Below are 25,570 nucleotides of genomic sequence, written 5' to 3'. Positions count from 1 at the left end.
AAGCAGAGGTGGAGGGGGTGTGTTAATGAAATAATATCTTAGATTTTCTTTAGGTGCACTTAAAAACACTTATTACTCTTTTAATTAATTTCTTATAATTATACTAAAGTTATATAAAAGTTATCTTTTGTGTTTGATTCCGTAGAGTTATTCAATAATTCCGAAAACTTGATTTAAATTTTCTTAATCTCTCTTGAACATCCTTTGGATGTCTCGCTTTTACTTTTTTTATCCGTAAAAAAATAACGAAAAAAGCTCCCTACGGCTCGTATCAGTCTTCGACTTCCCAAATCTTATGACTATGATTTACTTTCAAATAAAACTCATGAAAATGACCGTTTAACTCATTTCTTAACATTCAAACAGTTATTTGAGGGTTACGCAAATCAAAGTCAACAATTTGGCGATTGCAAATGTTGATTTTTTGTACAACTGTTTTAAACTATTTCAATATCTACGCCACTTTTCTTAAATATTGACAAAAATTTTTCTAATATTGTTTGTAATGACACCCACGCCATAGCAACAGAACCTAAAAAAACAATTAATTTATACTCTTCATAATCTCCTAGAGATTTATTTATACTAATTAAATCTAAAAACAATAATATACTTGTATATAAAGACATTGAGGCTATTATTAAACTCATTATATTACTAAGCGAAGGTAATTTTTTCATTTTCATTAAAAATAATAAAACATAAATCATTAAAATGCTCAATGATATAAATATACTAATATTTACTGACATTAACTTCTCCTTATATATTTTACTTTAGATAATTAGCATGAATTTTTAAAATATCATTTTGCAACTTTGCAATCTCATCATATTTTTCAATCTCTTTATTAAATGTATTTATAACATTAGATTTTTCAAGTACACTTAATTTTGGTATATTAAAATTCTTTAATTCTTTTGTAGATATTTGAGGCATTGCAGTACCTTGAACAATTTTCATTAATGCCTTTTGTCCAATATCTGACTTTAAATACATATATAAACAGATGGCTTCACTTTTTATGTCGTTATCCTTTTCAAGTCTAATTACTTGTATTGCTTGTGAAGCAAGAAGATAATTTATATTTTCACCTACAATTCCTATTTTTCCTACAACTCCTTTTGCACTAACTAGAATATCATAAGGCTTTAATTTATAAGTTTCAAACTGTTTTTCATTAATATTTATTTTTTTAATTTTCTTTCCACTAATTGTATATCCTGCAAATGAAAAATCTGATGGTGATAACTCAACTACATTTTCGCCATCATCTACATCTTTTAATGTTTGTGATTTTCTGATTATTGATACATTCTCTAACTTTATCCATTTGAAGGATGAGGGAATACTCTCATTTTTTGTAATATATCTATCAATTGAAAAATTAAAATTATTGTTCTTAATTACCTCGTAAGAAATAATTCTACTATGACTCTCAACTTTTTTCTCTAAATAAATTTTTACTATCTCATTAATATCTTTTAAAACCGTTTTACGTCCGATTTTAGTTAAAAATTTTTCATCTTTTAGATTTATAAACTGTATATTTTTATTATTCTTATTTTTATTAATAATAAAAAGTGTTGTTTCAATTGATGTTGCAGAATACATGTTAGGGGGCAACTGTATCATTGTTTCAAGAATATTATTTTCTATTAAATACTTTCTAAATTCTTCTTCAATACCAGATCGAAAGGTGAATCCCACTGGCATCAAAATCACAGCTTTGTTTTTTGTTTGAGATATTACATGTTCGAAATGTGCAACATCTAATCTTTTAACATTCTTATGAATCTTAAATCGATTAAATTTATCCCCCATCGTATCAAATTGTTTCATTAAACTTAATGGTGGAAATGCAATAACAGAATCAAATTTTTCTAATGAATTTTCTTGTGAAAATTTTGGTTTTTCTAAGCTATCTGTTAATCTAAAATCTATTTTTTTATTATCCCACAACCTTAACAATGAAGCAACAAAACTTTTCTTAGAATCATCATATTCACAACAAACTTTTCTAGTAGTTAACTCTGAGACTTTTAAACCATCTTTAAATGGTACATAAATTGGTGACTCATTTTCTTCGTCCAGAAGTTTTATACTTAATTCAACAATTTGTTTTGATACTACAGATGTATGTAAACCTTCTCTATATTCAAAAGCTTCATAAATTGAAGGTATTTCTACATTTTGTGAAATATTAAAAAGTTCAATAAATAAATCATCTTTAACATTTTCGATTTTTTCAAGTCCATCTAATATCTCAGTAACATCATATATATTTTTTACTTCTTTTAATTGACTTTTTAAATCTTCAAATCGTATACTTTTCTCATTAAATAAGTTAATTCTAGTATGAGGGATAGCAGATAACTTTTTCAACACTACTAGCGTATAAAGAAGTTCTAATACTTCTTCAATAGTTAAATTTTGTTTTAGGTTTTCAAGTTCTTGTAGTTTAAACATATCAATTCCATTAAGTAAGATCTGTACTATTTATATAGTACATAATAGAATTATAAAAGAATAAAACTTAAAATTACATTAATTAGTAAGATCTGTACTGATTAATGTAGCCAATCATATTTATTTTGTTTAAAAGCTACAAGATTTAAATCAGTGAATAGATTTCACAGAAAATCAAGGCGAAAAAGAAAAGGTTTGTAGGAGCTTACATTTGGAGTAAGTGACTAAAACCTTTTCTTTTTTAACGCAGAGTTATGAAGGAAGATGCTTATTAAAATAAGTCTTTATTTCTCAACAAGATTATAGAGTGCTTCTATCTCTTGTTGCCAAATCTCCTCATTAATAGTCTCTAAAACCAACGGAATATCATCCATTCTCTCATCATTCATAATAAACTTAAAGGCATCCCAACCAATTTTACCAACACCTAAAGAATCGTGTCTATCTACTCTACTTCCTAAATCTGGTTTTGAGTCGTTTATGTGCATACCCATTAGGTATTGTCTTCCTACTATTTGATCGAACTCGTTCCATGTTTTATCATAGGCTTCTCTTGTTCTTATGTCGTATCCAGCTGTGAACATGTGACAGGTGTCTATGCAAACTCCAACTCTGCTTTTATCTTCTATTTTATCAATGATGTAAGCTAGATGTTCGAATTTATAGCCTAAATTGCTTCCTTGTCCTGCTGTGTTTTCTATTACTAGTTTTACATCTTTTGTGGCATCGATTGCTTTGTTCATTGAAACTGCTATATTGTCTAAACACTCTTCTTCACTTATCTTTCGCAAATGACTTCCTGGGTGAAAGTTTAGTCTGTCTAGTTTTAGGATTTCACATCTTTCAATCTCATGGATAAATCCATTTAGTGATTTTTGACGACTCTCTTCAACTGGGTGTCCTAAGTTTATTAAATAACTATCATGGGGTAAAATATGCTTTGGCAATATTCCACATTTGTCCATCTCTTCGAACCATTTATCAAGAACATCATTTTCTAAAGGTTTTGCTGCCCATTGTCTTTGGTTTTTTGTAAAAAGGGCAAAGGCTTTTGCTCCTATTGCTGTTGCATTGATGGGTGCATTGTACACTCCCCCACTTGCGCTTACATGTGCTCCTACATATTTCATTTATCATCCTAGTGTCATTTTTTATGGGGGATTTTACTCAATCTTGGATTTTATGTTCCTTATTGTTTCATTTTAGTTCATATATTAATAAATGCTACACAAATGCTATTTTTATCATGTGAATATCATTTCCTTTAATTATTATTTAGCCTGAAAAAATAAGGAGATTTTATGGAGATAAGCACACAAGCTCTTTTTGCTGCACTTCCTATATTTGTTGCAGCAATCTTATTAGTTGGATTTAGATGGCCAGCTAAGAAAGCGATGCCAGTTGTATTTGTAGTGACTGCACTTGTAGCCTTTTATGTATGGCAAGTAAGTTTTAATAGAATACTTGCATCATCAATTCAAGGTTTTTTAATTACACTTGCTGTTTTATGGATAATCTTTGGTGCAATTTTATTGTTAAATACACTTAAACACTCAGGTGCTATAAAAGCAATTAGAGAAGGGTTTAATAATGTAAGCCCAGATAGAAGGGTACAAGTTATTATCATAGCTTGGTTATTTGGATCATTTATTGAAGGGGCTTCTGGGTTTGGGACAACAGCTGCCATTGCTGCTCCTCTTTTGGTTGCTATTGGTTTCCCTGCAATGGCTGCTGTAATGGTAGGGATGATGATTCAAAGTACTCCTGTATCATTTGGTGCAGTTGGTACTCCTATTTTAATAGGAGTTGATAAAGGCTTAGATTCACAAAGTATTAGTAACTCTTTACAAGCTGTTGGTTCAAGTTGGGAAACATACTTACAAATCATCACAAGTGAAGTTGCAATTATTCATGCTATTACAGGAACACTAATTCCACTTTTTATGACTCTTATGATGACTAGATTTTTTGGTCAAAATAAATCATGGTCAGAAGGTTTATCTATCTTACCTTTTGCTATTTTTGGTGGATTAGCATTTACTATTCCTTATGCACTTACAGGTATATTTTTAGGGGCAGAATTTCCTTCTATTATAGGTTCTCTTGTTGGACTTCCAATTGTAATTTTTGCTGCTAAAAAAGGTTTTTTAATTCCAAAAGATACTTGGGATTTTGCACCAAAAGAAAAATGGCCAATCAGTTGGGTATCTAAACTTGAGATGAATATGGATGCGATGAATACTAAAGTTAATATGTCCTTAACTAAAGCTTGGATTCCATATGTACTTGTTGCAATTATCTTAGTTATTACAAGAGTATCGAGCGAAGCAAAAGCTTTTGTTACAGCTTGGGTAATACCTTTTAAAGATATTTTAGGTGAAGGATTAAACTATTCAATTACACCTTTATATTTACCAGGTGGGATTTTAATATTTGTAGTTTTAATCACTTTTTTCTTACACAAAATGGAATTCAAAGAGATAAAAGAATCTTTTTCTGAGTCTTCAAAAGTTATGTTAGGTGCAGGGTTTGTACTTGTATTTACTATTCCATTAGTTAGAATCCTTATTAACTCAGGTGTAAATACTGCTGGTTTTGATTCTATGCCTGTAGCCATGGCAAACTTTGTGGCACATTCTGTTGGTGATATTTTCCCATTATTTGCTCCATTTATCGGTGCTTTAGGGGCATTTATTGCAGGAAGTAATACTGTTTCAAATATGATGCTAAGTCAATTCCAATTTGGTGTTGCAAATGCCCTTGGACTTTCAACTGCACTTATGGTATCTCTTCAAGCAGTAGGAGCAGCAGCTGGAAATATGATTGCTATTCACAATGTTGTGGCAGCATCTGCTACGGTTGGATTACTTGACCAAGAAGGGGAAACAATAAGAAAAACAGTTATTCCTACACTTTACTATTGTTTAGTTACTGGAATTATTGGTTTAATTGCAATGTACTATTTTGGAATAACAGATCCATTAGTAAAATAAACTTACAAGGAGAAACTCTTCTCCTTGTAAATACTACTTACAAATTTTTTGATTACTTTTCTTACTATATAGTCCATTAATAGCTTTTTGTAAAATATGTATTTCATAACAAACTCTTCCATTAGTTTTACTTCTATTTACTAGTCCTGTTATTTCATATACATCTATTGATTTAGGATTTGGGAAAATCCCATCTACGGGCTTATGTTTAGATACAAAAATTTTATTTGTATCAAAAATATAATAACTTTCATAATCCACATATTTCACAATGTTATTCTCTTTAAACTCGATGCTAAATGGTTCATCAAAACTATTATAGAGTCCAAAAGATATATTACTTCTTTTGTCCTCTAAATTACTCATTTCCCAAATTCCTACAAGTTCTTTTGGAGTAATAGCGTAAATAATTGAAATCAATGATACTATTAAAAGAATTATTTTCATCTATACCTCTATATTTATTAAAAGCTTTCCCACTCATCATTAGCATTTGACTTTTCTGCTGTAATCACTTTTGATTTTTCTTTTTGAGTAGAAGTTTTTTCACTTATTTTTTTATTTATAGTTTTAGAAGATTCAACCACTTTTGTAGAACTTTCTTTTTTTACTATATTTACTGATTTACCTTTACCCTCAAAGTTATTTAGATTTACATTATTTACAATATCAATTGCTATTTCATTTGTTATTTGAGCAATATCATTTGTTTTATCTGCAACTGCTGCATTTTCTTGTGTAAATTTATCTAACTGACCAACTGCATCAGCTATTTGTGCCATACCTATAGATTGTTCTTTTGCTGCATTTGTTACATCATCAATTAATTTACTTGTTTCTACAATTTTTGATTCAAGGTTAGTAAAACCTTCTATCATTTTAATACTTATTGTTTTACCATTATTTGCTTTTGTAGTAGCACTTTCAACTAACTTCTTAATCTCTTTTGCAGCTTCTGCAGAACGAGATGCTAAGTTTCTAACCTCTTGTGCAACTACTGCGAAACCTTTTCCAGCTTCACCAGCTGTTGCAGCTTCTACTGCTGCATTTAAACTTAGGATATTTGTTTGGAAAGCAATTTGATCAATCACAGTAATTGCTTCATTTATATTTATAACTGTATTATTGATATCTTCCATTGCACTAACAGTATCATTTGCCAAGCTTTTACCTTGAGTTGCTGATTCTTTTGTCTCATTTGAGATTGCATTCATCTCTTGTGCTTTATGATTTGTTTGTTCAATTGTACCCGTGATTTCATCTATTGAAGCAGCCGTCTCTTCTAATGATGCAGCTTGAGATGTAGCATTTGAACTTAATGTTTTTACATTTGAAGTAAGTTCATCTGAACTTTTTTGTAAAGATAAACCATCTTCTTGATTATCTCTTAGCATATCTGTAATCATTCTATTCATCTCTATTATTTCTTTTCCGATTTTTCCAGAATGTTCACTATCTAATGTAGCTGTAAAATCTCTTTTCATATATGATGATAAGATTTGACTTATTTTATTTAAATCTTCTCCAACTAATTGTTCTAAGTTCTCTAACATAGTATTAAGAAGATTTTTCAATTCATTAAGAGAATCTGTGCTTGTGCTTTTATCTATTCGTTTATTTAAATATCCTTCACCCACATGATTTACTACATTTTTAACATTTTCAAGTAGTTCATTATCTTGATTTATTCCCTCTTGAATTTTAGTTACATTTTTATTTATACTTTTAGCCATGTCACCAAATTCATCATTTGATTTAATTTCAATTGGTTCTGTTTTGTTTGTCTCTTTGTTTAAGTATAAGAAAAATCCATCAAGTCCACTAGAAATTGATCGTAGATTAAAATTAAGTTTTTTAATAGAAAAAATAACTACTCCAGCCATTAATAAGATTCCAATTAAAGAAGCTATTATTGAAAAATTTCTTATAAAATATGCATCCTTTAAATACTCATTTTCAGGCACAGTTAAAAACAGATTCCAATAAATCCCTTCATTTCCAATAGAGACAGCTTTTGAATAATAAAAATTAACTAACCCAGTTTCTTTAAGTCTTGAAAAGGTTGTATCTTTATTCTCTTGTGCTCTATTCATAGCGTTTTCAAAGTTTCCAGTGGGAGTAACTAAAACCCCTAGATTTTCCTTTTTGGGATGTGCTAGATTATATTTATATTGTCCTACAAGGAAAAAGTAACCAGTATCATAATACCTTGTCTCTTTTGATTTTTTAGCAAAAGTTTCTAAATTAATATCAATCCCTGCTACCCCTATGTATTGGTTATTGTTGTAGATAGGTACTCCAATACTTACCATAATTACTTTTTTGCCATTTACAGGATATAAATATGGCTTAGTAATATATAATTTACCACTTTCCATAGGACCTTTTATCCATGCATCTTTCTCAGAATAAACAGCACCAGGAGAAACCTTTATACCAGAATCTGTTCTTGTGATATAAGGATTAAATTGTCCAACTATATCATAACCTTCTTTTCCAGCCAATTCCATATTTTCTGGGAAAAGGAGTGTCTTATCTTTTATTTTAAACCAAATTCCAACTATAAGTTTATTTTGATTTAAAATATCTTTGAAATATTGAATAACTTCTTTTTGCTCCAAAGCAATACCAGTTTTAAAAGGCGATTCAAACTTTTTAGCCATCAATCTAGTGATAAGAATAGTTTGGTCAACTTCTCCTTGTATTATACTAGCTTCTTTGAATGCAGCCTCTTGTAAATATTTTTTAGCTTCAGTTTGTGAAGTTTCATATGAATACTTAATAACAAAAAACATTGTTATTCCAAAAACTATAAACATAGTACTTAATACTTGTAATAATAACTTATTACCAAACCCCAATCGGCTTTTCATCTATTCTCCCTTTTTGTTTCTGTTAATAATTCGTTAATATAATATTATACATCAATTTGATTACAAAGGAGACAATTAACCTAATATCTTTGCAAATAATTAAGATAGTTTAAATAATCTTTTATGCATAGAAATTAACATTTTATGTAATTTTAAAAATTGCTATAATAAACTAAAATATAATTAAATAAAAGGTTACTAGATGATACTAGATTATGAGAAAATAGATGATTTAAATAGATATAAAATAATATCTGATACAGTAGTTCCAAGACCTATTGCTTGGATAGTTACAGAAGATAATGGAGTTTTAAATGCAGCTCCTTTTTCATACTTTATTCCAATATCAAGTAATCCAGCTACTTTGATTGTAGCTATTGGAAGAAAAGATGATGGAAGTCCAAAAGATAGTTTAGCAAATATTTTAAAAACAAAAAAGGCCACAATTTGTTTTGCAAATAAAGACAATGTGGACAAAGTAAAACTTTGTTCAACTATGTTAAAAAAAGAACAAAGCGAAATAGAAGAGTATGATATAAAAGTGCAAAAAATACTTGAAGATTTCCCACCTATGATTTCATCTTCCCAAAGTGCTCTATTTTGTGAATATTATGACACAGTTAAAATACCGGGGAAAACTACGCCTCTTATTTTAGAGATAAAAAAACAGTTCATAGAAGATGATAGAATCAATGAAAAAATGCATGTAAATGTAGAAAATATAGGAAGAAGTGGAGCATTTTTTAAAGCTATGGTAGACCTTTAAATTTTAGGTCTTACCATCTCTTCGGGTTTTACATACTCATCAAACTCTTTTTCACTAAGTATTCCCAATCGTAGAGCTTCTTCTTTTAAAGTTGTTCCATTTTTATGGGCTGTTTTTGCTATAAGCGCTGCTTTTTCATAACCAATATAAGGATTTAGGGCAGTTACTAACATCAAAGAATCATTTAAGTATTTTTCTATATTTTTTATATTTGCATTTATTCCAACTGCACAATTATCATTAAAAGCTTTCATCGTATCACTTAAGAGTCTGATTGACTGCAAAATATTATAAGCAATCACTGGCTTAAAGACATTTAATTCAAAGTTTCCTTGGCTAGCACTAACACTAACTGTTGTATGATTTCCCATAACTTGAACAGCAACCATTGTCATGGCTTCACTTTGGGTTGGATTTACTTTTCCAGGCATGATTGAACTTCCCGGTTCATTTTCTGGGATACTTAACTCACCTATTCCACATCTAGGACCTGAAGCTAACCATCTTATATCATTTGCTATTTTCATAAGATTAGAAGCCAAGGCATTTAAAGCTCCACTTAAAAAAACCTCTCCATCATGTGAAGTTAAAGAGTGAAATTTATTTGGATGTGATACAAATTTATATTTTGTATTAGTATTTAAATTCAAGTTTTCACAAACAAGGCGCGAAAAATCTGGGTGGGAATTTAATCCAGTACCAACAGCTGTTCCGCCAATAGCTAGTTCGCAGATGTATTTCATACTATCATCTATTTGATTTAGTGCTTTTTTTAACATCTCAACATAAGCTGAAAATTCTTGCCCCAAAGTAAGTGGCGTAGCATCTTGAAGATGTGTTCTTCCTATTTTGATAATATTTTCAAACTCTTTTGTTTTATTTTCTAGTGTTATTTTTAGTTGCTTTATTGAAGGAATTAATTGTTTTTGGATTTCTAAAACAAAAGCTATTCTCATAGCACTTGGATATGTGTCATTTGAACTTTGAGCTTTATTTACATCATCATTTGGATGAATTAGTTTTTCGACTCTAAAATCTTTTCCTAAAAGTTCAGTTGCTCTTGAAGCTATTACTTCATTTAAATTCATATTTGATTGGGTTCCACTTCCTGTTTGCCAAACAGCTAAAGGAAAATTATCATCAAGTTTTCCCTCAATAATCTCATCACAAACTTTTGAGATAACATCTTTTTTTTCTATTGGAAGTTTTTCTAAATCAAAATTTACTATTGCGCATGATTTTTTTAAATATGCAAAAGCTTTGATTATCTCTTTTGGCATTTTTTCAATACCTATGGGAAAGTTTTCCAAACTTCTTTGGGTTTGTGCTGCCCAATATTTATCATTTGGAACCTTGATTTCTCCCATAGTATCTTTTTCAATTCTATAATCCATAATAATCCCTTTGTTTTTGTTAATTATATATCAAAAAACAAAGAGATTATTTAAAAAATATTATTGAACTATTTGATGAAGTTTAGAACATTGTGAAAGTAATACATCTGATCCTGACATATCGTGTAAAATATCTTCAAAAGAGTGAAAGTGTGCATTATAAACATATATAAATATTTCATCCCCTTTTTCTAAATAGTGATGTTTACCAAACTCAGTATATGCCGTAGCACCTGCTGCTATTAAGATACCTTTTTTATTATTTATTTCTTTAAAATATTGAGGTAGTGCTTCAAGTGGTCCTACTTCTTCTTGGGTATTAAATTTGTCTATCATCCAATCTTTTAATTGACCAAAAAAGTAAGAGTATGAATTTACAGCACTAACTGTTCCATAATCATGTACAATCCCATCTCTTTTTAAAAATGAAGCGATGTGATATTTATTTAAAATTCCTTTTTCATCAAAACTATCTATTTCGATAAATTCAGTTGCAATTCCCTTTGATGATGCTCCCCAGTTCTTTTTGCTACTTAGCATCTTCCCATCTTGTACTCTATTTGAACAATCATTAAATGCCCCAAAAAATCTTGGTTTTAAGTCTACTAATTTGTCATTTTCATATACGAAATCACAAATTAATCCTACTTCTGCTTCAACTTGTAAATGCTCTATTCCATTATGATTTATTTCATCTGTACAAATAGGAAATTGTCCTAAATAACTCTTATCATTTGGAATATAAAAAGGAAATAATCCTTTTGGTGCATCTTTTTCCTCTGTTTTGATTACTGAAAATTCATCTGCTTCCCCTGCTTCCCCTAAGTGATTTGCAAAGTTTCCTGCAACACCAAAACCTAAATAATCTTTTAAGTCTTCTGTATTTATATTGTATTTTTTCATTTTTTGCCTTTAAATTTTAAAATTTATGACAATTTATTTTTTATTTTGGGATGATTATTTATTAAAGTGAGAATATTTTCGTGAAGTTTATGTGGGTAGTTAAATTATCTTATCTAAAAATCTACCAGCGGTATAAACTCTTCTCACTATTGTTGGCGAGCATGACCAGTTTTTTATTAGCAAGTACTGTAAAGTTGTAGTTTGTCATCTTTTATCCTTTCGTAATTTTTGAAGATAAAAGATTACTCTCTTATCTTCAAAATCAGCTTAAAATTTTAAACTAAGAAAAAAATCTTTTTTCTACTTCATCTAAAAGTTTCCCACCAGAGAATTTAGCTCTTTGAACTAGTTCCCAAAAATATCTATATGTTGCTCTATCATGTAGTTCCCCATCATATTGAATAGGTCCCCACTCAGCATTTTGTGCAGCTAATAAAATATTTTGAGCAGCTTCAAGTTCTGTAAAATCTGGTTTCATAGCATCTACAATTGCTTGTACTTGTGTTGGATAAATTGACCACATTCTCATAAACCCAAACTCATTTCTTGCACGCTCTGCATCTTTAAATGTTTGGTATGGATTTTTTAAATCTAAAGTTACATTGTGACAAGGAATAACATGATTTTCAATAGCTGCTTGACATACTTTTGCTTTAGCAGCTGCAATTAATCTATGTTCAAATTGACCTGGGCTTCTCATATTGATAGCTGGAATTGCCCCTTGGTAACCAGATACAAAGTCCATAAGACCGAAATCTAAAACTTGTAACCAAGGTAGCGTTGCAGTTTTTTCAACATCTCTTAATGCCCCATGAGTTTCAATTAAGATATGAATTGGAATCTCTCTTTTTATTCCAGCTTCCTTTGCTACTTTTTGAATATACTCAATTTGTGTTTTAGCGTCTTCATAACAAGTTGATTTTGGCAGAGTAATATATGCAAGTTTTTCACCAGCACCAGGTACTAAAATATCAATATCTTGTCTCCAATCAGGGTGTGAAAAATCATGGATTCTAGTCCCTGCCATCGCATAAGGATTTGCTTCTGAGTTTACAACTCTTACTATCATTTCTGCATGTTCTACTTCTTTTCCTGTTTCTGCTCCATCTTCACAATCACAAGTGATATCAAAAACTGGTCCTAGTTTTTTTTGCATTTCAAAGCCTTTTAAAATAAGCTTTTCACTTCCTGCAAAGTGCTCACAAGTTGGGATGATTGGTAAAGATTTTCCTGATTCAAATAGTGCTTTATTTGGATGTGTCATAATATTTCCTTTTTAAATTTCGTCCCTCAATTTTAAAAGGGACCTTTTTTATTTAATGTCTTCTTTTCATCATGGGAATTAAATTCCCATTAAAACTAGCAAATGCGGTTTCGCTTTGCGAAAAGTTTCCTTGAAAAGAAGCAAAACCTAAAGAAGGCAACGAGTTGCCTCTATCGTAATACTCTTTAATTTAATTTTTTTTAGGGATTACAACAGTGTAATCTAAATCTAATACAACTTCTTTTTTATACTTCCCATTTTCATCAAAAGTAGTATCAAAAGTCTCTGGTCTTTGGTTTTTAAGTGCTACTGTTCGAAGTCGCAATAATCCCAAATCTTCTCTTTCATGATTAATTGTTTCAATTACTTCAGTAAAGGCATAAATAGTATCTCCTGCATATGTTGGATTGGCGTGAGCTCCACTATTTATTGAGTAAATCCATTGGGCATTTTGTAAGCCATTATATGAAATACTTCTAGCTATTGAGATAACATGTCCCCCATACATAAGTCTTTGACCCATTGGAGTGCTTTTCATCATAAAATCATCAAAATGTACTTTTGCATTATTTTGATAAAGTTTAGTAGCTAAGGTATGATCACTATCATCAATAGTAATACCTTCTGCATGATTTAATCTCTCACCTACTTCATAATCTTCAAAAAAATAAACTCCACCTGTAACATCAGTGTTTATATCTTTTAAAACTGGAATATTTATCTCTTGTGCTATGGTTTGAGTTTTTGCAAAAGTTGGAACAGTATTTATTCCACTCATTTCACCTTTATTTCTTTTATGAACCATAACCCATCTTTTTAAATTTAATACCTCATTTTCATCTTGGTTGTATCCAATAGAGTGCACATAAACCACTCCACTTTTACCATTTGAATTCTCTTTTAAACCTATAATTTCAGTCTCAAGTCTTACTGTATCTCCTACAAATACGGGATTGGGGAAAGACACTTCGGCATAACCTAAATTTGCAATTGCATTTAAAGAGATATCTTGAACAGATTTTCCAAATGTCAAATGAAACATCAACAAATCATCAAGTGGTTTTTTTGCATAACCCATATCTTGAGCTAAAATATCCGATGAATTTAGAGAAAATCTACTTCCAGTAAGGGCGATGTAAAAAGATACATCACCATCACTTATTGTTCTTGGAAGTGGATGAACTATTTTTTGACCAATTTCAAAATCTTCAAAGAAGTTCCCAAAATTGATTTTAGTACTTATTTTAGACATTTTTCTTCCTTATTTACCAAATAGATTTTGACCTAAAGATTTATAAGTCTCATAAAGTGTTATCATCTTTTTAGCCCATTTGATTCTACTTATATCCACAAGTTTATCTTGATATAAAATAACTTCTTTACCATCTTTTACAGCATCTTCATATAGAGAAATCATTTCTTCATACTCTTTTACCTCTTCTCTTTTTGGAGTAAAGATATCATTTATATACTCTATTTGCACAGGATGAACTAAAGCTTTTCCATCAAATCCTAAATCAAAGGCATCTTTTGTAGAATCTTCACAAGCAAACTCATCATGTACATCATAATGAGGTCCATCAATTACTACTTTATCATAAGCTTTAGCAGCAAGTGATATTTGACATAGATAATTAAGAATAGCTTTTGAACCTTTTTTTACATCTATTTGCAGTCTATTTGCAAGTTTATTAGAACCTGCAACTACTACTTCTACTCTAGAAGATGCAGCACATATTTCTTGGATATTTAAAACTGACAATGGCGACTCAATCATTATCATCATTGTTAATTCTGGGTTTACCTCATCAATTAGTTTTGCAGCTTCTAACACATCTTCTTTATTATCTATTTTAGAAAAAAGTATTCCATCAAGTTCTATCTCTTTTGCTAGTTGTAAATCTTTTTGTAAATCTTCGCTTCCTAGATTATTAACTCTAAGAATTCTTTCTGATTCCCCAAATTTTGAACCCTCTTCTTTAAATACTTCTTTTAAAACAGCTCTTCCAGCTTCTTTTTGTTCTGTTAAAATAGCTTCCAAATCAAAAATCACAGTATCTGCTAAAACAGTTTTTGCTTTTTGCACATACTTTTTATTATATGAAGGTACATATAAAAGTGATCTTCTTGCTTTGTATTCAATAATCTCTTCACCAACACTTAAAGCCACTTCTTGTTCATGGATATTTTTAACAAGTTGTTTTCTTAAAACTTTACCATTTTTAGTTCTTGGATAATCACTCATGGCAAAGATTCTTTTAGGCGCTTTGTATTTTGCCAAGTTATCTTGAGAATATTTTAAAATCTCAGCTTCTTCTTTTTCACTTAAAGGTTTATGTCCAATTACTGCAATGGCAACTAATGTTTTATCTTTTTCAATATCTAAACCAAAAGCAACACAATCAGCAACTTTATCATGAGTTTTTACAACTCTTTCAATCTCATGTGGAGATACTCTAAATCCAAAAGTATTGATAATATCATCTTTTCTACCTATAAACCAAATATAGCCATCTTTGTCTTTTTTAGCATAATCACCTGTGAAAAAGTATCCATCATGTTTAGCTTTTGATGTTTCATCATCTAGTTGCCAATACTCTAAAAATAACCCTGGATCATCAACTCCTATACAAATCATTCCCTCTTCTTCAGTATCTACTTCTTCTAAAGTATTTGGATCTATTAGTTTTACGATATGTCCTGGTTGTACAAAACCTGCACTTCCTGGTCTAATTGGATTATTAACAGAGTGTGAAATATAATAAGAACATTCACTCATACCTATTGCTTCATAAATATCTTGTTTAAATCTTTCTCTCCAAAGTCCTAACATCTCATCTGATAAATGCTCTCCTGCACTCATGCAGTATCTTAAACTTGGACAATCTTCAATCGTTGTTTTTGTTTTTTGGATAATTTGTCTATAAATAGTTGGAACTCCAATAAAAATAGTACATTTATGTTTTTTAATTAGGTTTATCCAAGTTGAGGCATCATTTGCACCTTCATAAGCAATAACTGTATGACCATTATATAAAGGATCCATCAAAGCTGAACCTAAAACATAAGTCCAGTTAAACTTCCCAGAGTGCATAATTCTGTCATTTTCTTTAAAGTTAAACCAATACTCAGTTGCAGGAGTTCTTCCCACAAGTGATCTATGTGAATGTAAAACACCCTTTGGATAACCAGTTGTTCCTGATGTATAAACCAAATATGCAGGCTCACCTGATTTTGATTTGTAATGATTTGGTGTTGCATCACCATTTTTTAAAATCTCATTTAAAGAATATACATTTATACCTTTTGGTTTTTTAAGATTATCAACACTATCAATTGCTGCTACAATTATTGTTTTTAGATTATCTACATTTTCTAAGTATGGAACTAGGTTTTCATACATAGTTGCAGATAATACTATAGCACTTGCTTGAGAATCTTCTGCAAGATACTTAACCTCAGAACCACTTAAAAGTGTAGAAGTAGGAACTGCAATAATTCCAGCTTTGATACTTCCAAAAAATGAAATTGGATAAGCCAATGAATTTTTCAAACAAACTAAAACTCTATCTCTTGCCCCAATTCCAATACTTGTAAGGAAATTTGCAACTTGATCAGATTTTTTAGCTAAATCTTTATATGTTATTTCATCAGTACCTAATTTGTCATCTTCTATAACCATTGCTGTATTATTCTCTTTTGGTGTTCCCAAATGAGCTGATGTACAAGCAACCCCGATATTTAAAAATTCAGGTACTTCGATTTTAATAGTTGAACTCATATTATCTCCTTACTATATTTGACCATAAGGCCAGTTTTCTTTAAATGTATGTAACGGCATTTTATTTAATACTGTTAAGGCAAAAGATTGATCCTCTTTACTTAAACTTCTAAGTGCATATCCTCTTAGAAGATTTTGCAAAGACTTACCAAACATTGGAGGATCTAACATCTCACCTTTATATCTAATAGCTCCACTTAAAAGTGCATCTGCTTCAATTGCAGCACTTAATATTTCTATATCTTTTGCTATTTCTTTAGGACTTGGAGTAAAAGCAACTTTACAAACATTTATGTGGTTTGGAGTAATTACTTGTTTACCTGTTAAGCCCATAGCTGTCTCTCTTTTTGCGTGTTCATAAACATGTCGTGAAGCATTATCACCATGTAAATCTAACCATCTTCTAATATCTTTTTTCTCAACACAAGAATCAGGTAATGAATTAGGAGTAAGTAAAACTTCAACCCCTCCAATTACACCTTTACCTTTAATTCTAGCTTCCATTGTAAGCATATTAAAAAATGTCTCTAACTCATCAATCCAACCCTCAGGTGTGATTTTATATGCCATTGCTTTTGAGAAGTCATGGATACCAAATACCACATGTTGAACAGTTGAGTGACTCATAAGTCTATCAGCTATTTGAAGTGATTTTGGATGCTCAATGATTGGTTGAATTTGTAAACTACTACCAATAGAAACCAACCAAGAAGATAAATCTCTAATCTCAGCATCTCCATAAACTTCACCAGCTTTTGCTAATACAATTGCATCGATGTATTTATGAACTTGTTTTAACATCTTTAAATCTTCTTCATACTCATCAGTTCTAAAAGGGTTAATTCTAATAGCTATTTGAAAATCCCTTTGAGGAAATTTTGGTAACTCTTGAATTAAAAGTTCCCTACTCATAGCTTTTTGTCTACAACCATCTTCTAAATCAAATAACACTGTATGTGCTTTTGTTTTATAAGCGTGTTTTTGAAGTCTAAGTTTTGCTTGCTCCATAGTCTCATAGCTTCCATCTAGTGGATTAAACTTAATTGGAGGATAATATATTTGAATCCCTGGCCAATATCCACCAAGTACTGGTTTCAAATCGTCATTTGCTGTTAATTTTGATAAATCTATTACAGAAGAAGTCATGATATTTACCTTTATAATTTTCTTTTTGTAAGGGAATTAATCCATAGGTAAAATAAACTCAAATATAAATTATAATATTAATTTTTATATTAAGTAATAATTTATAAATAGTTCTAAATACCATCTTTAAGTGCTTTTACAAAATGTTTTAAAAGCAAGTTTCACATAGTGAGAAAATTTTTTCAATAAATCTTGCAATCTAAAATAAAACTTTTGTAATTATTTAATTAAGATGTTACTTTTGGTCAAATAAAAATCTATTAAGTTAAAATTAAACATACACAGACAAAAACAAAAGCAATTTAAATAAAAAATGTTAAAATAAACAAAATTAAATAAAGAGATAATATATTGCAAAATCAAAATAAGTCATTAACAAAAGGTTTGTTGATTTTAAAATCAATCATGAATTCAAATAAACCTTTAACAGCTAACTTTTTATGTCAAACCCATGATATAGATAAAAGTACCATGTCAAGACTTATCACAACTTTAGTAAATGAAGGTTTCATCGAATATGTTGAAAACTCTAAAGAGATAGTTTTAAGTGATATTATGAATAATATATCACAAATAGAAGCTAGAAATAAAATAGTTGAGAAAACAAGAACTTTACTTGATGAAATATTTTATTTAACCCAAGAGTGTTCATATATTGGAATACTTGAAAAAAATGCCGTTTTATATTTAAATCAAGTGGATAAATCAAATCGAGTTTTAAAAACAAAAGACTCTATAGGTCTTCATGCCCCACTACATGCCAATGCCTTTGGAAAAGTTTTATTAGCATATGAAAATGTGGATTTTAAAACTTTAGATTTGAAAAAATACACAGCAAATACAATTACTACCGTTACAAGGCTAAAAAAAGAGATTGAAGAAGTGAAAAAAAATGGTTATGCCATTGGTTTTGAAGAGTACGAATTTGGACTTTTCTCAATAGCTGTTCCCTACTTCAATAATAAAAAAGAGTTTGTAGGAACTCTTGGAATATCTGGATTATCTGCAAGGGTAAATAAACAAAAGTCCCACGAACTAGGTAAAAAGATTTTTGACTTGGTTAATCCTGTTATTTAATCTTTTTTTATCTTTATTAAAATATTATGTTCTTTATCCCTAAAAACTGTCTCTTTTTTGTTGTTATTAAAAACAGTTTCTAAAAAATCATCTTCATAAGAACTGCTCAAATATTTTCTATTAAACTCTTTTATACTTTCACACTCAAAAGTAGAAGTACAAACTCTATCTTTATATATTTTCATGTCCAAAATAGTTTTCCCTGCACTGTAAATTTGAACTTGAGTATAATTATTAAACTTAGAAATAAAGCCTTTATCATAAAATTTCATAGTAGGTGTTTTTATAAGAATCGTCGCACTTGTAGAGTGTATAACCTGTTTTTGTGCACAAGATGAAAAAAATAAAATAATAAAAATAAAACTAGTAATTTTTTTTAACAAAATAGATCCTCTTTGAATTTGAAAATAATTTTACTATAATACGATTAAATAAAGGATTTAAATGCTCGTTCACATATGTTGTTCCGTTGATAGTCACTATTTTTTAGAAAGACTACAACAAGATTTCCCCGATGAAAAATTAGTTGGTTTTTTTTATGACCCTAATATTCATCCTTACAATGAATATTTACTAAGACTAAAAGATGTTGAATACTCTTGCCATAAATTAGGCATAGAATTAATAGAAGGCCCATATAATCTTGAAGAGTGGTTAAGAAAAGTAAAAGGCCTAGAGAATGAACCTGAAAAAGGTGATAGATGCACAGTTTGTTATGATGATAGATTAGAAACAAGTGTAAAAAAAGCTGTTGAATTAGGTCACGACAAATTTACTACAACCCTACTTATCTCACCAAAAAAATCACAAGAAAAATTAGAAATAATTGGAGCCGATTTAGAAAAAAGATATGATTTACAATGGATTTTCAAAGATTATAGAAGTGGTAAAGGAATGGAAGAGCAAGCAAAAGTTGTAAAAGAAAACTCTTTTTATAGACAAAATTATTGCGGCTGTTTATTTGGATTAGCTCCCCAAAGAGAGAGTCAAGATAAACTTATGGATGAGATGTTTTTACCTATTTCAAACCAAATTTTACCCCAATCAATAGAATATCGACTAGAATTATATAATAATAGAACAAATTTAGATGAAACAAATATTCCATATAAAATAGTTAAACAAAAATTTCTAAACTATAGACTTTTAAATGCAAAAGTTAAAGTAAATAAAGAAGTTATTCCTTCATATTTTTTATGTTATTCAACAATAAGTAAAGGTAGAACAAGTGGAAAAATAGCATTTGAAAAAGCAGAAGTTCACTATTTAAATAAAGATGAAGTTAAAATAATCACAATAGATACTTTCAATGATTTTACTCAATCTCACTATAGAGATGTTAAAGACTTGATGTATCATCCTTTGACTTTTGAAGCTGAACTAAAAGTAAGAAATGAAATCACTCAAAATCCTTATGGCTTATCTGCAATTATAGTTGTTGATGAGATAAGTGAAGGGAAATATGAGATTTCTATTGATGCAAAAACCTATGAAGATGTAAAAGAGGTAATTATATAAATGAAACTTCTAGTAAGCGCTATGGAAACTTCTTCAAATATACATTTAGCAGAACTTAAAAAACACCTAAATGATGACATTGAACTTATTGGAATATTTGATAAAAAACTTGGAAATCCAAATTATGATATTGAGCAACTTGCTATCATGGGATTTGTAGATGCCCTAAAAAGGTTACCTTTCTTTTTTAAACTAAAAGATGAAATGGTAGAATTAGCAAAAGATGCTGATAAAGTTTTACTTATGGACTCTTCTGGTTTTAATTTACCGCTAGCAAAAGCAATTAAGAAAAAATATCCAAATAAAGAGGTTATTTATTATATTTTACCACAAGCCTGGGCATGGAAAAAAGGAAGAATTCCTAAAATTGAAAAATATTGCGATAAGCTTTGTTCAATCTTACCTTTTGAAAAAGATTATTACTCAAAAAAAGAAAAAATCACTTATGTTGGTCACCCTTTACTTGATGAAATAGAAGATTATAAAACTACAGCTTCAACTTCTAACAAAATAGCTTTTATGCCAGGAAGCAGAAAAAATGAGATTATAAATCTTATGCCAATATTTAAAAAACTTATTAAAAATATTCCAAATAAAGAGTACATTTTAATTATCCCTTCTAAGTTTGATGAAGAATATATTAAGAACATTTATGGAGATATTTCAGCATTTACTATTTCAAATAATGCCCATGAAAGCCTTAAGAAAAGCGATTATGCCTTTATTTGTAGTGGGACAGCAACCCTAGAAGCAGCACTTATTGGAACACCTTTTACACTTAGCTATATCGCTAAGAAGTTAGATTATTTTATAGGTTCACGACTTGTAAAACTTCCAGCTGTTGGATTAGCAAATATATTCTTTTCAAAGATGGGTAAAGAGCTAATTCATAGTGAGTTTTTACAAGAAAATGTAACTGTTGAAAACCTCTTAAATGATTATAAAAAAATGGATACAAACAAGTTTATGGAAAATTCAAAAGTTCTAAGAGAATATCTTAAATTTGGAAGTTCTAAGAATGTGGCTCGCATAATTCAAAACTAATTTAAATTTTGATAGAATATATGCCTTAAATAAAAAGATATAGGAAAATATATGCTAGACGTTACACAGATTCAAGAGATACTTCCACATAGATACCCTTTCTTACTTGTAGATAGAATTACAAGCATGGAAGAAGGCAAAAGTATCATTGGTTTTAAAAATATCTCTATTAGTGAACCTGCTTTTATGGGACATTTCCCTGGGCATCCAATTTATCCAGGTGTATTAATTCTTGAAGGAATGGCGCAAGCTGGTGGAATCTTAGCTTTAAAAAGCAATGATTTATCATATGAAGAGATGAAAAGTAAAGTTATTTATTTCATGAGTATTGATGGGGCAAAATTTAGAACACCAGTAAAACCTGGTGATAAATTAGAATACAGAATTGAAGTAAAAAAACTAAGAGGTACTTTAATAGTGCTTGATGGTAAAGCTTTTGTTGATGATAAGTTAGTTGCAGAGGCTGAATTAAAAGCTATGGTAGTGGATAAATAATAAATATATGAATAATATCCATAAAACAGCTATAATAGAAGATGGCGCAATTATCGGTGATAATGTTACTATTGGCGCTTATACTATCATAGGCTCTAATGTAAAAATTGGAAATGGAAATATAATTGGCTCACATACTGTAATTGAAGGTAAAACTACAATTGGTGATAATAATAAGATTTACTCACATGCAGCCCTTGGAACTGATCCTCAAGATTTAAAATTTGATGGTGAAGAAGTTGAACTAATTATTGGAAACAATAATAAAATTAGAGAATTCACACTTTTTAATCCAGGGACTAAAGGTGGAGGTTCAATTACAAAAATTGGTGATAATAATCTTTTTATGGGTTATGTGCATGTTGCCCATGATGTAATTATTGGGAATCATTGTGTATTTGCAAATGTTGCAACACTTGCAGGACATGTTGAAATTGATGATTATGTAGTTGTTGGTGGATTAACACCAATTCACCAGTTTTGCAAAATTGGAAGCCATGCTATGATTGGTGGAGGTTCTGTCTTAACTCAAGACATACCACCTTTTTGTTTAGCAGAAGGAAATAGAGCAAATCTTAGAGGTCTAAATCTAAATGGACTTAGAAGAAGACTAGGAAGAGAAGATATAAATGCTGTGAAAAAAGCATACAAAGATGTTTTTGAATCAGGACAGCCAATCCAAGAGATTGCAAATGAATTAGTAAAAACTCAAGATAATAAATATGTATTAGAATTTGCAAACTTTATTATAAATACAAAAAGAGGTATTCCCTTTATAAGAAAGCAGGAGAGATAGAACATATGAGCAAATTAAAATGTGATTTTTGTGGAGCAATAGATAGTGCTCAAAATCCAGTAATATCAGGAGACAATGCTTGTATTTGTAAATCTTGTGTAAACGCTGCCCATGATATTATTAGTGGTAAAGAACCAGCAGAAGATGAACAAACATTAAATCCTGATGTTAAAGCAGAAAGTGAAATAAAACTTCATACACCAAGTGAATTAAAAGCTTTACTTGATGATTATGTCGTTGGACAACATAGAGCTAAAAAGGTTCTTTCAGTTGCGGTATATAACCATTATAAAAGAATTTTTAGAAGAGATGAAATTGGTGAAGATACAGAGATTAATAAATCAAATGTTTTACTAATAGGACCAACAGGTTCTGGTAAAACACTACTTGCACAAACAATCGCAAGATATTTAGATGTTCCTTTAGCAATAGCAGATGCTACAAGTTTGACAGAAGCTGGTTATGTTGGAGATGATGTTGAAAATGTTATTACTAGACTTTTACAAGCAGCTAATGGTGATATTAAAAAAGCAGAAACTGGAATTATTTTTATAGATGAAATTGATAAAATAGCTAGAATGAGTGAAAATAGATCAATCACTAGAGATGTATCAGGTGAAGGTGTTCAACAAGCTATGCTTAAAATCATCGAAGGAAGTGTTGTAAATGTTCCACCAAAAGGTGGAAGAAAACATCCAGGTCAAGATATGACTCAAGTGGATACTACAAATATCTTATTTATTTGTGGTGGTGCTTTTGACGGCTTAGAAGAGATTATCAAAAGAAAAAAAGGTAATAATGTTTTAGGTTTTAACCAAACTAAAAGTAGTAAAAAAGATGAATCTGATCTTATCTCTTTAGTTGAAGCTGATGACTTAGTTAAATATGGCCTAATTCCAGAATTAATCGGTAGATTACATATGATTGCTACATTAAATGAGATAACAGAAGAAGATATGGTTCATATTTTAACTGAACCAAAAAATGCTTTAATAAAACAGTATATTAAACTTTTTGAGATGGACAAAGTAAATTTAGAATTTGACAAAGATGCTTTACTTGCTATTGCTAAAAAAGCAATTGAGCGAAAAACAGGGGCAAGAGGTCTTAGATCAATTTTAGAAGATATTATGCTTGATATTATGTTTGATTTACCAAATTACAAAGAGAAAACTATCACTATTACAAAAGATGTAGTAAGTGATAAAAAAGACCCAAAAATCGCTTAATTTAAAAAGGAGAAAGAGTATATGTTTTTAGACAAATTAATTGGATTCTTTTCTAATGATATGGCTATCGACCTTGGTACTGCGAATACTATCGTTTCTGTAAAAGGAAAAGGTATTATTATCAATGAACCATCAGTTGTAGCTGTTCAACATGATAAGTATGGAAAAGATAAAATATTAGCAGTAGGTGTTGAAGCTAAACAGATGATAGGGAAGACACCTTTGAATATTCAAGCTGTTAGACCAATGAGAGATGGAGTTATAGCAGACTTTGAAATGACAGAGAGAATGATTAGATATTTTATCGAAAGAGCTCACTCAAGAAAATCTTTTATAAGACCTAGAATCATCATTTGTATTCCTTATGGAATTACTCAAGTTGAAAGAAAAGCTGTAAGAGAGTCAGCACTAAGTGCAGGAGCAAGAGAAGTATTCTTAGTGGAAGAACCAATGGCAGCTGCAATTGGGGCTGGAATTCCAGTTTCTGATCCATCTGGTTATGTAGTTGTGGATATTGGTGGGGGTACAACTGAGATAGGTGTTACTTCACTTGGGGGACTAGTTCTATCTAAATCAATTAAAACAGCTGGTGACAGATGTGATAAAGCGATTATGGATTATGTAAGACAAAATTATAATTTATATATTGGTGAAAGAACTGCTGAAACTATCAAAATAGAAATAGGAACTGCTGTTAAACTTGACCAAGAGTTAAAAATAAGAGTAAAAGGTAGAGATAACTCTGGGCTTTTATCTACTATTGAATTAGGTTCTGAAGGTGTTAGAACAGCAATAAAAGAACCACTTAGAGAAATTGTTGCTGCTGTAAGAAGTGTATTAGAAGATATGCCACCTGATTTAGCAGGTGATGTTGTTGATAATGGTGTTACACTAACAGGAGGTGGAGCACTTATTCGAGGTTTAGACACATATTTAGCTGATATTATTAAATTACCAGTTAGAGTTGCTGATGAGCCACTTTTAGCTGTAGCTTACGGTACAAGTAAAGTATTAGATGAGGAAGCTTTATTAAGATTAATTTCTAATGAATAAACTACTCTTCGTTCTCCTTTTTATAATCATGGTTGGTCTATACATTTTTAATGTAGACCAATCATTATCTTCAAAATTTATTTTTATCAATAAGATAAAAGATTACTACACAGAAAAACTTGTAATTGTTGAAGAGACCTTAACAAAATATTTTTTTCAAGCCCAAACCATAGAAGATCTTACCCTAGAGAACCAAGATTTAAAAAAATTTAGACTACTTTATGCAGAAAAAAACTTAGAACTTACTCACATAAAAGACGTTCATGTGGACTTAAAAAACTACAAAGCTGATTTAAGACTTGCACAAGTATTATCATATGTTGAATTTGATGACTTTACAAAAGTTTGGTTAGATGCAAAAAAAACAGACTCTCAAATAGAGGGATTGATTTCTGAAAACTATGCAGCTGGAATAGTTGTAAATAAAAATAATCAAGCACTAGCTTTATTAAATGGAAATGAAAAAAGTAATTATGCGGTTTATATTGGTGAAAATAAAGCACCTGGAATTACTCATGGTAAAGCAAATTCAAATATCCTTTTAGCAAAATTTATTCCAATTTGGATAAATATAAAAATAGGAGATGAAGTAATAACTTCTGGCATGGATAATATCTTTTTTGAAGGTCTAAAAGTTGGTAAAGTAATAGCAATCAAAAAAATGGCAGATATGCAGGAAGCTCAAATTGAACCTTATATTAATGCACTTAATCAAAATTTCTTCTATATATATTCTAAAAAGTCACTAAAAAAAACTAAATAATTTTAT

Annotated in this window: 22 protein-coding genes; 10 read left to right on the top strand and 12 right to left on the bottom strand. The window is 29.9% G+C overall.

All coding sequences use genetic code 11. From position 1 onward, the window contains the following. Nucleotides 1-437: 437 nt before the first annotated feature. From CRU95_RS09125 to nfo, 3 genes are all read right to left on the bottom strand, one after another. Nucleotides 438-752: a hypothetical protein gene (locus CRU95_RS09125; RefSeq protein WP_129100829.1), complete on the bottom strand. Its 315-nt coding sequence runs from the start codon at nt 750-752 to the stop codon at nt 438-440. Nucleotides 753-771: 19 nt separating this feature from the next. After that, nucleotides 772-2,469: an N-6 DNA methylase gene (locus CRU95_RS09120; protein ID WP_129100828.1), complete on the bottom strand. Its 1,698-nt coding sequence runs from the start codon at nt 2,467-2,469 to the stop codon at nt 772-774. 284 nt (nt 2,470-2,753) lie between these two features. Further along, on the bottom strand, nt 2,754-3,599 hold the full coding sequence (nfo, locus tag CRU95_RS09115; RefSeq protein WP_129100827.1) for a deoxyribonuclease IV: 846 nt from the start codon (nt 3,597-3,599) through the stop codon (nt 2,754-2,756). A gap of 171 nt (nt 3,600-3,770) precedes the next feature. Between nfo and CRU95_RS09110 the strand changes: the two genes are divergently transcribed. Next, nucleotides 3,771-5,462: an L-lactate permease gene (locus CRU95_RS09110; protein ID WP_129100826.1), complete on the top strand. Its 1,692-nt coding sequence runs from the start codon at nt 3,771-3,773 to the stop codon at nt 5,460-5,462. A 33-nt stretch (nt 5,463-5,495) separates the two neighbouring features. On the opposite strand, the gene CRU95_RS09105 is transcribed toward CRU95_RS09110, so the two are convergent. Both CRU95_RS09105 and CRU95_RS09100 read right to left on the bottom strand, forming a co-directional pair. Beyond that, entirely contained in the window at nt 5,496-5,909 is a 414-nt protein-coding gene (locus tag CRU95_RS09105) for a hypothetical protein (protein ID WP_129100825.1), read from the bottom strand. Between the two features lie 17 nt (nt 5,910-5,926). After that, complete coding sequence (locus CRU95_RS09100) at nt 5,927-8,335, bottom strand: methyl-accepting chemotaxis protein (RefSeq protein ID WP_129100824.1); 2,409 nt, start codon at nt 8,333-8,335, stop codon at nt 5,927-5,929. Nucleotides 8,336-8,537: 202 nt separating this feature from the next. Here CRU95_RS09100 and CRU95_RS09095 point away from each other — a divergent pair, with 202 nt between their 5' ends. Further along, nucleotides 8,538-9,101 (top strand): flavin reductase family protein, encoded by a 564-nt coding sequence (locus CRU95_RS09095; protein WP_129100823.1) that lies wholly within the window; start codon nt 8,538-8,540, stop codon nt 9,099-9,101. Here the strand turns inward: CRU95_RS09095 and fumC are convergent. The 6 genes from fumC to CRU95_RS09065 all read right to left on the bottom strand — a co-directional run bounded on the left by fumC (nt 9,098) and on the right by CRU95_RS09065 (nt 17,589). Beyond that, nucleotides 9,098-10,495: a class II fumarate hydratase gene (fumC, locus tag CRU95_RS09090; RefSeq protein ID WP_129100822.1), complete on the bottom strand. Its 1,398-nt coding sequence runs from the start codon at nt 10,493-10,495 to the stop codon at nt 9,098-9,100. The two genes, CRU95_RS09095 and fumC, sit on opposite strands and share 4 nt — an antisense overlap. A gap of 60 nt (nt 10,496-10,555) precedes the next feature. Further along, entirely contained in the window at nt 10,556-11,398 is an 843-nt protein-coding gene (locus CRU95_RS09085) for a DUF5718 family protein (protein ID WP_258238671.1), read from the bottom strand. A 280-nt stretch (nt 11,399-11,678) separates the two neighbouring features. Further along, complete coding sequence (locus tag CRU95_RS09080; RefSeq protein ID WP_129100821.1) at nt 11,679-12,662, bottom strand: CoA ester lyase; 984 nt, start codon at nt 12,660-12,662, stop codon at nt 11,679-11,681. Between the two features lie 190 nt (nt 12,663-12,852). Then, entirely contained in the window at nt 12,853-13,914 is a 1,062-nt protein-coding gene (locus tag CRU95_RS09075) for a MaoC family dehydratase (protein WP_129100820.1), read from the bottom strand. Between the two features lie 9 nt (nt 13,915-13,923). After that, complete coding sequence (locus CRU95_RS09070) at nt 13,924-16,443, bottom strand: aldolase/citrate lyase family protein (protein ID WP_129100819.1); 2,520 nt, start codon at nt 16,441-16,443, stop codon at nt 13,924-13,926. 12 nt (nt 16,444-16,455) lie between these two features. Continuing rightward, nucleotides 16,456-17,589, bottom strand: coding sequence for a CoA ester lyase (locus CRU95_RS09065; RefSeq protein WP_129100818.1), 1,134 nt, complete (start codon nt 17,587-17,589; stop codon nt 16,456-16,458). 351 nt (nt 17,590-17,940) lie between these two features. On the opposite strand from CRU95_RS09065, the gene CRU95_RS09060 reads away from it, so the two are divergent. Continuing rightward, the gene (locus CRU95_RS09060) at nt 17,941-18,666 is read left to right on the top strand and encodes an IclR family transcriptional regulator (protein ID WP_129100817.1); all 726 of its coding nucleotides are present in this window, start codon (nt 17,941-17,943) and stop codon (nt 18,664-18,666) included. On the opposite strand, the gene CRU95_RS09055 is transcribed toward CRU95_RS09060, so the two are convergent. Next, nucleotides 18,663-19,049, bottom strand: a complete 387-nt coding sequence (locus CRU95_RS09055; RefSeq protein ID WP_258238670.1) for a hypothetical protein — start codon at nt 19,047-19,049, stop codon at nt 18,663-18,665. The genes CRU95_RS09060 and CRU95_RS09055 overlap by 4 nt on opposite strands. Before the next feature lie 61 nt (nt 19,050-19,110). On the opposite strand from CRU95_RS09055, the gene CRU95_RS09050 reads away from it, so the two are divergent. From CRU95_RS09050 to mreC, 7 genes are read left to right on the top strand one after another with little or no spacing between them, the layout of a single operon-like run. After that, nucleotides 19,111-20,184 carry an epoxyqueuosine reductase QueH gene (locus tag CRU95_RS09050; RefSeq protein ID WP_129100816.1) on the top strand — a complete coding sequence of 358 codons (1,074 nt, stop codon included), beginning with the start codon at nt 19,111-19,113 and terminating at the stop codon, nt 20,182-20,184. After that, entirely contained in the window at nt 20,185-21,228 is a 1,044-nt protein-coding gene (lpxB, locus tag CRU95_RS09045; RefSeq protein ID WP_129100815.1) for a lipid-A-disaccharide synthase, read from the top strand. It abuts the gene before it with no gap. Nucleotides 21,229-21,279: 51 nt separating this feature from the next. Continuing rightward, nucleotides 21,280-21,723 carry a 3-hydroxyacyl-ACP dehydratase FabZ gene (fabZ, locus tag CRU95_RS09040; RefSeq protein WP_129100814.1) on the top strand — a complete coding sequence of 148 codons (444 nt, stop codon included), beginning with the start codon at nt 21,280-21,282 and terminating at the stop codon, nt 21,721-21,723. A gap of 7 nt (nt 21,724-21,730) precedes the next feature. Further along, nucleotides 21,731-22,519 carry an acyl-ACP--UDP-N-acetylglucosamine O-acyltransferase gene (gene lpxA, locus CRU95_RS09035; RefSeq protein WP_129100813.1) on the top strand — a complete coding sequence of 263 codons (789 nt, stop codon included), beginning with the start codon at nt 21,731-21,733 and terminating at the stop codon, nt 22,517-22,519. 5 nt (nt 22,520-22,524) lie between these two features. Continuing rightward, on the top strand, nt 22,525-23,748 hold the full coding sequence (gene clpX, locus CRU95_RS09030) for an ATP-dependent Clp protease ATP-binding subunit ClpX (RefSeq protein WP_129100812.1): 1,224 nt from the start codon (nt 22,525-22,527) through the stop codon (nt 23,746-23,748). Between the two features lie 21 nt (nt 23,749-23,769). After that, nucleotides 23,770-24,801 (top strand): rod shape-determining protein, encoded by a 1,032-nt coding sequence (locus CRU95_RS09025; protein WP_013136801.1) that lies wholly within the window; start codon nt 23,770-23,772, stop codon nt 24,799-24,801. Further along, on the top strand, nt 24,794-25,564 hold the full coding sequence (gene mreC, locus CRU95_RS09020; protein WP_129100811.1) for a rod shape-determining protein MreC: 771 nt from the start codon (nt 24,794-24,796) through the stop codon (nt 25,562-25,564). Before CRU95_RS09025 ends, mreC begins: the two co-directional genes overlap by 8 nt. The last annotated feature ends 6 nt before the right edge of the window (nt 25,565-25,570 follow it).

The sequence above is a fragment of the Arcobacter sp. F2176 genome, assembly GCF_004116465.1.
GTDB classification, from domain to species: Bacteria; Campylobacterota; Campylobacteria; order Campylobacterales; family Arcobacteraceae; genus Arcobacter; species Arcobacter siniprincipis.
This window is presented reverse-complemented; position numbering and strand designations above follow the sequence as displayed.